Source organism: Bacillus sp. FSL P2-0069, assembly GCF_038593315.1.
Lineage (GTDB): Bacteria > Bacillota > Bacilli > Bacillales > Bacillaceae > Bacillus > Bacillus safensis.
On sequence record NZ_CP151984.1, the window covers coordinates 1,991,779 to 2,003,834 of the forward strand.

General features: G+C 41.2%; 11 protein-coding genes. 1 reads left to right on the forward strand and 10 read right to left on the reverse strand.

Annotation, left to right across the window (positions count from 1 at the left end; genetic code table 11):
• Window positions 1-21: 21 nt before the first annotated feature.
• The gene (locus tag NSQ34_RS10015) at window positions 22-2,736 is read left to right on the forward strand and encodes a PBP1A family penicillin-binding protein (RefSeq protein WP_065214701.1); all 2,715 of its coding nucleotides are present in this window, start codon (window positions 22-24) and stop codon (window positions 2,734-2,736) included.
• Window positions 2,737-2,772: 36 nt separating this feature from the next.
• On the opposite strand, the gene NSQ34_RS10020 is transcribed toward NSQ34_RS10015, so the two are convergent.
• The 10 genes from NSQ34_RS10020 to panB form a co-directional block, all read right to left on the reverse strand.
• The gene (locus NSQ34_RS10020; RefSeq protein ID WP_065214700.1) at window positions 2,773-3,282 is read right to left on the reverse strand and encodes a YpoC family protein; all 510 of its coding nucleotides are present in this window, start codon (window positions 3,280-3,282) and stop codon (window positions 2,773-2,775) included.
• Window positions 3,279-3,941, reverse strand: a complete 663-nt coding sequence (gene nth / locus NSQ34_RS10025; RefSeq protein ID WP_034280464.1) for an endonuclease III — start codon at window positions 3,939-3,941, stop codon at window positions 3,279-3,281. Before nth ends, NSQ34_RS10020 begins: the two co-directional genes overlap by 4 nt.
• Before the next feature lie 17 nt (window positions 3,942-3,958).
• On the reverse strand, window positions 3,959-4,663 hold the full coding sequence (locus NSQ34_RS10030; protein WP_034280461.1) for a DnaD domain-containing protein: 705 nt from the start codon (window positions 4,661-4,663) through the stop codon (window positions 3,959-3,961).
• 99 nt (window positions 4,664-4,762) lie between these two features.
• Window positions 4,763-6,055 (reverse strand): asparagine--tRNA ligase, encoded by a 1,293-nt coding sequence (gene asnS, locus NSQ34_RS10035; RefSeq protein ID WP_087975939.1) that lies wholly within the window; start codon window positions 6,053-6,055, stop codon window positions 4,763-4,765.
• A gap of 114 nt (window positions 6,056-6,169) precedes the next feature.
• Complete coding sequence (gene tseB, locus NSQ34_RS10040) at window positions 6,170-6,655, reverse strand: cell wall elongation/penicillin-binding protein regulator TseB (RefSeq protein WP_056767115.1); 486 nt, start codon at window positions 6,653-6,655, stop codon at window positions 6,170-6,172.
• A gap of 12 nt (window positions 6,656-6,667) precedes the next feature.
• Window positions 6,668-6,838, reverse strand: coding sequence for a YpmA family protein (locus NSQ34_RS10045; RefSeq protein WP_065214698.1), 171 nt, complete (start codon window positions 6,836-6,838; stop codon window positions 6,668-6,670).
• Between the two features lie 132 nt (window positions 6,839-6,970).
• A complete protein-coding gene (dinG, locus tag NSQ34_RS10050) occupies window positions 6,971-9,763 on the reverse strand; it encodes an ATP-dependent DNA helicase DinG (RefSeq protein WP_176967036.1) in 2,793 nt (930 codons plus the stop codon).
• A gap of 113 nt (window positions 9,764-9,876) precedes the next feature.
• Window positions 9,877-10,260: an aspartate 1-decarboxylase gene (panD, locus tag NSQ34_RS10055; protein ID WP_176967035.1), complete on the reverse strand. Its 384-nt coding sequence runs from the start codon at window positions 10,258-10,260 to the stop codon at window positions 9,877-9,879.
• Window positions 10,253-11,119 (reverse strand): pantoate--beta-alanine ligase, encoded by an 867-nt coding sequence (gene panC, locus NSQ34_RS10060; protein ID WP_103132006.1) that lies wholly within the window; start codon window positions 11,117-11,119, stop codon window positions 10,253-10,255. The genes panD and panC overlap by 8 nt, the downstream gene beginning before the upstream one ends.
• A complete protein-coding gene (gene panB / locus NSQ34_RS10065) occupies window positions 11,116-11,955 on the reverse strand; it encodes a 3-methyl-2-oxobutanoate hydroxymethyltransferase (protein ID WP_024422781.1) in 840 nt (279 codons plus the stop codon). Before panB ends, panC begins: the two co-directional genes overlap by 4 nt.
• Window positions 11,956-12,056 lie beyond the last annotated feature (101 nt).

Below are 12,056 nucleotides of genomic sequence, written 5' to 3' on the forward strand. Positions count from 1 at the left end.
AACACGAAAGGTTGAGATGTGATGTCTGATCAATTTACAAGTCGTGAACAGCGACGTAAAGCAAGTCAAGAAAACAATAAGAAGCAAAAGAACAAAAAAGGCAAAAAGAAAGCAGGTCTATTTAAAAAAATATTTTTATCTTTACTCGTGATCGGTCTACTTTGTTTAGTTGCCGGAATCACAACTTTTGCCGTTTTTGCATCAAGCGCTCCTTCTATTGATGATAGTAAGCTTAAAACACCATACTCTTCAAAGCTTTATGATAAAGACAAGAAAGTGTTTGCAGAAGTTGGTGCAGAAAAAAGAACGTATGTCTCGATAAAAGATATACCCGATGTGGTAAAAGACGCGTTTATTGCGACTGAAGATGCACGTTTTTATAAGCACCACGGGATTGATCCAATCCGTATCGGCGGTGCACTTGTCGCAAACGTTGAGGACGGCTTTGGTGCTGAAGGCGGAAGTACAATTACACAGCAGGTTGTGAAAAACTCCCTCCTAAGCAATCAAAAGACGTTAAAACGGAAAGTACAGGAAGTATGGCTCTCGATTCAGCTTGAGCAAAAATACTCTAAAGATGAAATTTTAGAAATGTATTTAAACCGCATTTTCTTCTCTCCTTATGCTTATGGTGTGGGGAAAGCAGCTGAACAATTTTTCGGAGTCACAGATTTAAATAAACTAACCGTTGCACAGGCTGCCACACTTGCAGGTATGCCGCAGAGTCCTTCTGCCTATAACCCGGTGAAACATCCCGAGGCAGCGGAAAAACGCCGTAATATTGTTTTAAGCCTTATGAAAAAACAAGGCTATATTTCTGAAAAAGAATATGACGCTGCAAAAGCAACCCCTGTCAGTAAGACAGTTGTTTCAGCTAGTAAATATAAGAGCCAAAACTCTAGTAAGTACTCTGCCTACATTGAAGAAGTGATGGAAGAAGTACAGAAAAAAGCCAAAGTGGATGCATCAACTGATGGATTAAAAATCTATACATCACTTGATCGAAAAGCACAGGATCACTTAGATGATATCATCAATGGAGATTCAGTTGGATTTACGAAAGGGATGCAGGCGGGTGTGACCCTGCTTGATACGAAAAATGGTGAAATTCGCGCCATTGGCGGTGGACGTGATGTACCAGCCGGCGGCTTTAACTATGCGACGGATGCAAAACGCCAGCCAGGGTCCACAATTAAACCGATCTTAGATTACGGCCCAGTCATTGAAAACAAAAAATGGTCAACATATCAGCAAATTGATGATGCGCCGTATACGTACTCAGATGGTACACCGATTAATAACTTTGACAGAAGACATTTAGGTAAAATGTCGATGAGAAGTGCTTTGGCACAATCGCGTAACATCCCTGCACTTAAAGCATTCCAAGAAGCTGGTTCAGCCAATGCCGCTCAATTTGCTAATAATTTAGGCATGGACTTACCTTCTGATATTCCAGAATCTTATTCCATCGGTGGATTTGAAGATGGTGTGTCTTCATTAAAAATGGCAGGTGCATTTAGTGCATTCGGTAATAACGGATACTATAATGAACCGCACGCTGTTACATCTGTTGAATTTAATGACGGGACAAAGCTTGACCTTACGCCGGACTCAAAAGCAGCAATGAGTGATTACACAGCATTTATGATTACAGATATGCTGAAAACTGCTGTCCAATCTGGTACTGGTACACTTGCACAAGTACCGAACGTTCAAGTAGCTGGTAAAACAGGTACAACGAACTTCACACAAGATGTTATTAATAAACACAATATCCCTTCTGGCGGTGCAAAAGATTCATGGTTTGTCGGTTATACGCCGCAATATACAGCAGCCGTTTGGACTGGAATCGGTAATTCAAAAGATGCAGACGGAAAGATATGGCTGAATGATTACGAGCAGCGTGTTGCCAAAATCGTCTTCCAGCGATTGATTTCTCAAATTGATGATGGAAGCGGCTCATTTGAAAAACCAGACAGTGTCGTTGAAGCTACGGTTGAAAAAGGATCCGATCCAGCAAAATTAGCCGGACCAAATACACCAAGTGACAAGAAGACAACAGAATACTTTGTTAAAGGAACGGTACCAACAAAAGTCTCTGACACATACGAGAAAAAAGAAGCCGATAAGCCTTCTGATTTAAAAGCGGTGTATGATGAAGAGAAAAAATCCATCACACTGACTTGGGGCTATTCTGACGACGCTGATGCTACATTTAATGTCAAGCAAGCGGTTGATAATGGCGGCTATAAAGAGATTCAAAACAGCTCTGCTAAAGAAGCGGTCATCTCTGATGTGAAGCCTGGCTCCACATATAAATTCCAAGTGACAGCCACTGTAGATGATGTCACGAGTAAAGCGGCATCTACCTTCCTCACCATTAAGGATGACGCAGATGAGGAAGAAAAAGCGGATGATGAGAATAAAGAAGAAGAAGAACCGCAGCAGCCTGACGACGAGCAGACAGACCAAACAGACGATAACAAAAATCAGCCCCCTGGCACTGATGAGCAAAAGCCTGATGACAAAAAAGATCAAGATAAGGATAAGGATCAGGACCAAGGTGGAAATACAGAAAACGGAAATAATGGTTCTTCAGATAATGGCTCAGACAGTACAAATGGGAACAGCAACTCGCAAACTGATAATAAAGATAAAAAGAAAGATGATGAGAAAGCCAACTCTCAAAGTTCCAATTCGCAATCAAATGCTACTTCTCGAAAAGAAGATGAATAATGAAAAAGCACTTGCCTCCTATGGCAAGTGCTTTTTTTAACGCTGCTGTTTGATTTTTTTAAGTGCTTCATATTTTCCATACTGCTTTTTTAATTCCGTGTATAGCTCGTCCAATTGAATAAAGCAATGATATTGAGTTGGTTTTAGCAAAATAAACTCTAAACGTTCCGTCCAATTAATCGGAGCAACAGGAAATGTCTCTTGCTTGATATGTTCCCATTCAAACGTTTGGACACTCTCCCCTTTGATCCAGTAAAACATCGCAATCATACTGACGATTCCTTGCAGCATATCATCTTCTTCACAGCGGGATTTTCTTGTTTGGAAACGAGGAAGCATTTTTTCTTTTAATTCGTCCCACAGCTCAAACATCACAGGAACAAATTCTTCCGTTTCCTGCCATGGAAACTCGTCTGTTAAAGGTTCTGAAGATAGATCATATGCGAGCGGATTGGCCCTCAGTATATCTACTCGATCACCTTTAATCTCTACCTTTTTTTCTTTTAGCTTTTCGACATATGAGGTGAAAACAGCTGCCCCGCTCATGCCAGCTTCACCAATCCTTTTTTCAGCCTCTTCTGCCCTTCTCTGCACATATCAAGAAGCGGACACGATTCGCACTGCGGCCGCTGCGCCTTACAATGATATCTCCCAAAAAAGATCAGACGGTGATGCGTCACAGACCAATCTTCTTTTGGCACCTTTTTCATCAAGGTTTGCTCTACTTCAAGCACAGAATCTTTCCAGCGGCAGATGCCTAGACGTTTACTGACTCGTTCTACGTGTGTATCTACTGCTATTGCCGGTACACCAAAAGCGACCGAAACGACGACATTTGCTGTTTTCCGGCCAACCCCAGGAAGCTTAACAAGCTCATCCCGGTCCTTTGGTACTTCACCGCCATATTCTTCAATCAGCATTTTGCTCAACTTTTGAATGTTTTTAGCCTTATTTCGATAAAGACCAATCGAGCGAATATCTTGCTGCAGTTCTTCAAGCGGTACACTTAAATAGTCTTCTGGTGTTTTATATTTTTGAAAAAGCGTTTTGGTGACCTTGTTTACAAGCACGTCTGTACATTGAGCAGAGAGTGCAACAGCAATCACAAGCTCAAATGGATTGTCATGAACAAGCTCACACTCAGCCTCTGGAAACATATCTCCTATAATATCTAAACACTCATTGATTTGTTTTTTTGTTAACATGCCTTCTCCTTTATTGGTTATTGTTCCAGCCAATTATAAAAAGGAACTTGTCGTTTATAGGTGGACGTCTCTTCTTTTGAAGGCGGCGTTTTCTGCTGAGACCGGAAATGCTGGCTATGCTCTTTTGCTTCTTCCGCTGTTTTCAGCCCTTTCTTTTTCCACTCAAATAAAATTCGATCAATATAACGGAAATTTAATTTCCCTGATAAAACGGCTTCTCTTAGCGCTAGCCGAATCATCTCAGTATCATGATGGTCTTGATCCATCCAGATCGAAAGTGTTTCTCCTTCAAGAGGAGACAGCGGTCTGCCGAATTCATCTTCAAATAAAGCATATAAAGATTTTTCAGCCTGCACATGATGTTTTTGCGCTTCTTTCGCCTGTTTTGCTTCTAAAAAGTCATATAGCACGCCCCATAAAGGTTCTACTGAATAGCGGTCATGCTGAATACCAGACCTGTCTTCAAATGGCTGAATCGAGATAAATCCTTTTTGAATGAGATGCTGAACCATATACGCACACTCTTCCGCTGAAATGGTCATGCCTTGAGAAAGCTCTTCAAATGTTTGGAAGAAAACGCCTTGTTCTTCATTCATTTTAATTTTAAGCATCACCATCATCTGTGATTCATTCAGTCCTAACTGCTCATAATGAGCAATCAGCAAATTAGGCAAACTTGTCGACCCCATTTGCTGCATATTAATAAATTGCTGTCTATTCATCGGATACACCTCTTCATTTTAAGTATATCACGTTTTATTTCACGTGCCCCTCTAAAAAGACGTTTGAAAAAGCCTCCATTTGTTGGAGGCTTTCACGTCTTAAGGGTATAAACGGTTTAATAATCTTGGGAAAGGAATGGTTTCACGCACATGCGGCGCTCCGCTAATCCAAGCAACTGTACGTTCAAGTCCGAGACCAAAACCTGAATGCGGTACAGAACCGTATTGTCTTAATTCTGTATACCATTTGTAAGTTTCCTGATCAAGCCCATGTTCTTTCAATCTTGCTTCAAGAAGCTCTAAATCATGAACACGCTCAGAACCGCCAATAATCTCTCCGTAGCCTTCTGGTGCAATCAAGTCTGCACAAAGGACAACATCTTCACGATCCGGTGCTGGCTGCATATAAAACGGTTTTAATGATGTTGGGTAATGAGTGATAAACACTGGTTTATCATAGCTTTCGGCGATCGCTGTTTCGTGAGGCGCTCCGAAGTCATCTCCCCATTCGATATCATCAAATCCTTTTTCCTGCAAGAATTTAATCGCTTCATCGTAAGTGATGCGCGGGAATGGTGCTTTGATGTTTTCTAATTTCGCTGTATCACGGCCTAGTGTATGCAGCTCCACTTTACAGTTTTCAAGTACACTTTGTACAACATGAGACACATAATTTTCTTGATACTCAAGGTTTTCATTGAATTCGACAAAAGCCATCTCAGGCTCGATCATCCAAAACTCAATTAAATGACGTTTTGTTTTAGATTTTTCAGCTCTAAATGTTGGGCCAAATGAGAATACTTTTCCGAGTGCCATTGCCGCAGCTTCCATGTAAAGCTGACCACTTTGAGAAAGGTATGCATCTTCATCAAAATATTTCGTAGCAAACAGTTCCGTTGTGCCTTCAGGTGCACTTCCAGTTAAAATTGGCGGATCTACTTTCACGAAACCTTCTTGATGGAAGTATTCATATGTAGCACGAATAATTTCGTTACGGATTTTCATAATGGCATGCTGTTTTTTAGAACGAAGCCATAAATGACGGTGATCCATTAAGAATTCTGTTCCATGCTCTTTTGGTGTAATTGGATAATCTGTCGCTTCATGAATCACTTCAATGGATTTCACTTGCAATTCAAAACCTAGCGGTGAACGCTCATCTTTTGTCACTTGACCTGTTACATAGACAGATGTTTCTTGAGTGACTGATTTCGCAAGCTTAAAGACTTCCTCTTCCACTTCTGCTTTTACTACGACTCCTTGAATAAAGCCTGTCCCGTCACGCAGCTGCAAAAATGCAATTTTTCCGCTTGAACGTTTATTGGCAATCCATGCGCCGATGGTTACTTCTTGATCGACGTGTTTGAACACTTGATTAATCGTTGTTTTCAACATAATTCCCTCCAAAGCCAGAAAGAAACTCACCTTTAGACAGGTGTGAATCTTTTTTCATACATTTTATTATAACCGTTCTAAATCAGCATGGTCAACGCAAGACAGGAGAAACTACGGTGTTAAATTTTTTTCCACGTGTCCTGTCGAGAAGTCGACATAGCTGAAGCTATATTGATTGTTTTCATTTAAGTATGTCACTTCCCAAAGAAGTACGTCACCTTCTCTCGCTAATTTGACTTCTTTTAGCTTAGAGACCGTGTTCTCCTTTTGAACGGCTTGTACTGCTTGATTCGAGGTAATGCCTTCTTTTGCTTTTTTTGCGATCACTTTTTCTTTTTTGCTGGCAGGAACCCAAACGTAGATCGTTTCATTCTGTTTGTTTTTCCCTTCAACAATAAATTGTTTTTCTTTCCCGACAAAGGTTTCCACTTGCTCCACTTGTACGATGTTTGCTTGTTCTTTTGCTCGTTCGATCGCTGCTTCATGCCCTTGTTCTCTTTGTCCCATGGCAATTTGATAAATCCACGTAAAGCTGATGATGCCAATAAGCAGAACGAGAGCCACTACAGATGAAATAATCCAGACTATTTTTTTCATGTCAAGCTTCCCCTATGTGCGATATATCGTAAATACCGCTTGATTTTGGTCTTCTTGATCTAATGCTAATCCAAACATGAGATCTTCTCTTTTAAGCGTTCTGTTCAATAAATCAACAATTTTGTATAGGTCTTCTGAATGCTTAATTTGAACAGTTGAAAGTACCTCTATTTTACTTTCCACTTCTAATTCCTCCTCGGTACGTAAATATTGTTAGTCATACTTTTCTGCACGGGAACCGATACTATTTTTACAACGGAACACAAAAAGCCGTTACGATAAATTAACTCCAAACCCACACCAGCTAAAGGCCGCTTATGACAGCGGCTTTTCGTTGTTAAGGTTTTCTATATACGCCTCAAGTGACTCTTTTGACATCTCGTGAACCGGCGCATGAGGGAGTGATTCTAAAAATAGTTTTCCATATGAAGCGGTTTTCACTCGGCGGTCTAAAATCAGCAATGTGCCTATGTCTTTTTCAGAGCGCAGCAAGCGTCCAGCTCCTTGCTTAAAGGTTAACACAGCTTCTGGTAAAGCGACGGCTTTAAACGGATTCTTCCCTTGTTTTTTAGCTGCATCACATTTGGCTTCAATGAGAGGAGAATCAGGCGGCCTGAACGGAAGACGTGCCATGATGACTGTTGTCAGCTCTGAGCCCGGAAAATCAACACCTTCCCAAAAACTACCCGTACCAAGTAAAATGGCTTGTTTTGCTAATTTGAACATTTTCGTTAATTTTACAGGGCTTCCGCCTGTCAAACCTTGAGCAAAAAGCGCTGACTGCATCCCTTCTGTTTTTAGCTCTTCATAGACTGCTTTTAACATCTCATGTGAATTAAACAATACCAATATTTTTGCATGCTGCTGCTTTTCCATAACCTTTATATATTGCGCAGCCTGCTTTACATAATCTCGTTCATCACGGTTTGTAATCGGCGGCATGTCTGCTGGAACAATGACCTTAAGCTGTTTTTCAAGTTCAAAAGGTGAATCAATTTGCACAAGATGAGGGTAAAAATCTTGCAGGCCAAACCGTTCCAAGCAATAATCAAAGCGGTGATTGATGGTGAGTGTCCCTGATGTGAGGACAACACTCTTTTTGTTCATAAAGAAACGATCAGCCAAAAGCTCCCCAGTATCTAACGGCTGTGCATGCATAAAGACTGCGTTTTTGGCACCTTTTGCATCAATTTCAATCCAAACCGTTTCATCGTTTTTCGGTTCAAAGATAAATCGGTACAGTGTACTGCAAAAAGTATGCATAAACGACATGACTTGGTCGTATTCCTCTGCTTCAAAGGCAAAGTGTTCTGTCAGCTGATCACTTTTTTGAAGAAGCTCATTTTTTTGCTGTTCATACAGTTTCTCACAAGCAATTAACAAGGAACAAAGCTTACTTGCTGTTTCTTTAATCCGTTTCCACTGAGCATGCTTTGAATGATGACGTACTCTATGAATGAGACGATTGATGTCGGCTTTTGGTTTTGTCCTTTTCACAAATGAATGGACGGTGCTAAAGAAAGCGTCACTTTCCATTTGAAGCTGATTGAGATACTCATCCATTTCAATAAAGGTGTCTGTCTGTAACCCTGCATGATGAAATCTCTTTTTCAGTTTCTTTAACAGTCCGCCTTGCAAGGAGCCAAGCTGCGTTAATTTCGCGTGAAGCTGGATATAAGACGCACTATCCCCTAGTGTTTCATTGGCTGTTTTCTCAAATTGATGGGCTTCGTCTATCACATATACGTCAGCATGCTGAAAGATAGACGATGCCTCCGTTTGTGATAAAAGCAGACGATGATTCGTTAAAATTAAATCAGCTGTTCTTGCCCTTTTTTTGGCGCGCTCATAAAAGCAATACTCTTTAAAACGGCGCTTTTTCGATGTAAACGGCATATGCACACAGGAAATGCGGTCTTTTATATTGGCAGCTCCTGACGGTAAATTCAGTTCAGATAAATCACCTGTTTCTGTTACAAGGAGCCACATTAAAATTTGCGCCTTCGTTAAGACGACATCATAGTTATCATCTTCCTCATGAAGCACATGCTCAAACTTATCTAAACAAATGTAATGCGCCCGACCTTTAAATACACAGGCAGCAGGCTCAAACGGAAGCAATTGATTCAACATCGGCACATCGCGCTGAAGCATTTGCTGCTGCAAAAGTATGGAATATGTACTAATAATGACAGGTTTTCCTGATTTCCTCGCTTCTAGAGCTGCTGGGATGAGGTAAGCGAGCGTTTTCCCAATACCCGGCGCCGCTTCAATTAATGCATAGGCTCTTTCATGAAACACGTCTCTCACTTTATTCATCATCGTAAGCTGGCCTTCTCTTACCTCATAGCCTTCTACCGTTTGCGGAAGCTTCTTTTTGATTTCCTCAAACAGCTGTTCATCATCTTCACTTACTGAATGTGTCGCCCTACTGATAGGATTGGTGACATTTTTTACAGCAAAAGAGCCGACTTCCACTAAAGAATCTTCCCAGCTATCATGGCTTGTTTCAAGCTGCTTAATTAAAAGTCCTATATCACTTAGGAGATAAGAGGATAATCTGCGCAGCTGCTTCAGCACATTTTTCGGTGTATGTTTTAATTGATGTAATAAAGTTAAAAATAACATGGCAGTAACTTCCGCATCACTATCCGCCCTATGCGGGTGGTCATGTGGAAGCATGAGCTCTTCACTTAATTCAGTGAGCTTATAACCTTCAAGCTCAGGATAAAGAATTCTAGAGATCTCAACTGTATCAATTGCTAGCACATCCAGCTCATTTTTCCCGCATGCTTTTAGTTCATCATTTAAAAAATTCAAGTCAAAATGAACATTGTGCGCAACAAAATAAGCACCCTGTATGAGATCATACACCTCTTGGGCAATGTCCTCAAAAAACACCGCATCGTCAACCATGTGCTGCTGAATGCCTGTCAGCTGTTCAATAAATCCTGGGATTGCTTTTCCCGGGTTCACATATTTTGAATACCGTTCGACAATTTGTCCATTTTCAATGACCACCGCAGCTATTTGAATGATTTTATCACCCTTTTTAGGTGAATTCCCGGTGGTTTCAATATCAACGACAACAAACCTTTGATCGGTCATAAAATGGACACCTCAATTCCTCGTTTCACCCTAAAGTGAAACACGCTCTGGACAAAATAGATGAAACAGAACAGCCTCTCTTCTGAAACTGTTCTGTTTCCACGGAGCCTGCGTTATAAAATCGTTCTCGCAGGCTCTTGTCCAATCATTTGTTCAATTTGATTTTGTTTATTTAACACGACCACTTTTGGTTTATGTGTCTTAGCTTCTTCTTCTGACAGCATCCCATAAGCGATAATAATGACTTCATCCCCTGGCTGAACGAGTCTCGCCGCCGCCCCATTTAGACAAATGACACCGCTCTTTCTTTCGCCGGGAATAATATATGTTTCAAGTCTCGCGCCATTATGATTATTGACAATTTGTACTTTCTCATTTGCCATCATACCTGCCGCATCAAGTAAATCTTCGTCAATTGTGATACTTCCTACATAATGTAAGTTTGCTTCTGTTACCGTTGCTTTATGAAGCTTAGATGTCATAAAGGTTCTATACATGTTTTTCACCGCTTTCAGGAACATGGAAAATCACATTATCAATCAGTCTTGCCCGTGAGAATTTCACCGCAACCGCCATAATGACTTGACCTGCTAACTGCTGAAGCGGCTCAAGTTCTGGATATGAATAGATCTCAATATAATCTATTTCTCCGCACGTCTGAACAAGTTCCTCTTCAATCAGCTGGTACACACGACTGACATCACGTTCACCTTTTTCAACAGCTGACCGTCCTTTTTTTAATGCGCGGTATAAAGCGGGTGCTTCTTGTCTTTCTTTTTCTGACAAGTACACATTCCTTGAGCTTTTCGCTAAGCCGTCTTCTTCTCTGACTGTCGGTACAGAAACAAGGTGAAGATCAAAGAAGAAATCCTTGATCATCGCATCGATCACAGCGACTTGCTGTGCATCCTTTAGTCCAAAGTAGACATTTGTTGGTGACACAAGATGAAACAGCTTTGTGAGCACAGTGACAACACCGTCAAAATGTCCTGGACGTTTTTTTCCACATAAGACATCTGTCCGCTTTTGAACCGTCATCGTAATAGATGGTTCATTTTGGTACATTTCCTTCACATCAGGTGTAAATAAAATATCCACCCCTGCTGCTTCTGCGAGACGCTGGTCTCTTTCCATATCCCTTGGGTAGGATTCAAAGTCTTCATTTGGTCCAAATTGCAACGGATTGACGAAAATACTCATCACGACAATGTCATTTTGACCTCTTGCCTCTTTCGCAAGCGTCAGATGTCCTTCATGAAGAAAACCCATCGTTGGGACAAAGCCGATGGAATGCTGTTTTTCTTGATGCTGCTTGATTAATTCTTTTAGCTCGTGAATATGGGTGACAACGTTCATTTTTTGATTCCCCCATATAAGCCATCAAGGACTTCTTCTTTGATATGAAACGTGTGCATGTCCTCTGGAAATGTGCGTGCTTTTACTTCTTTCGTATATTGAATGAGCGCTTCTTCTAAAACAGTATCAATTTGCGCGTATTGTTTCACAAACTTAGGTGTTCTAGACACCCCGTATCCTACTACATCATGGTAAACGAGAACTTGTCCGTCTGCCTCAGCTCCTGCACCAATTCCGATCACAGGAATCTTCAGCATGTCGGTAATTCGTTTTGTCAGTTCGCCAGGTACGCATTCCAGCACAAGAGCGATTGCACCGGCTTCCTCACATTTCAAGCTGTCTTCAATCAATTTTTGAGCACTTTCGTGGTCTTTTCCTTGCACTTTATACCCGCCAAGTACACCAACTGATTGAGGTGTGAGGCCTAAATGACTGACGACAGGAATTCCGCCTCTTGTTAGAGCTTGAATGGATTCAAATACTCCATCTCCGCCTTCTAGCTTTAAGGCATCGGCACCACTTTCTTGCATGATGCGTGCTGCATTTTTCATTGTTTCTTCTAACGAATAATGGTAAGACATAAATGGCATATCAGTCACAACAAATGTGTCCTTTGCGCCTCTTTTCACTGCTTTTGTATGATGGATCATATCATCCATCGTGACTTGAACTGTGGAATCTAGTCCAAGTACAACCATCCCAAGTGAATCACCAACTAAGATCATGTCGACTTCCGCTTTTTCCGCTTGCTTTGCAGCTGGATAGTCGTATGCGGTCAGCATCACAATAGGTTCGTTTTGTTCTTTCATTTTGAAAAAATCTAGCTTTGTCTTCATTTGTTCCTCCTCATTCTGGAGAGGAGATGGCTAGCCTCACATCACATGCTTTGATTTCTCATGTGCGGCGAATCATCCCTCTGTCCAAGTCCCTTAGGATC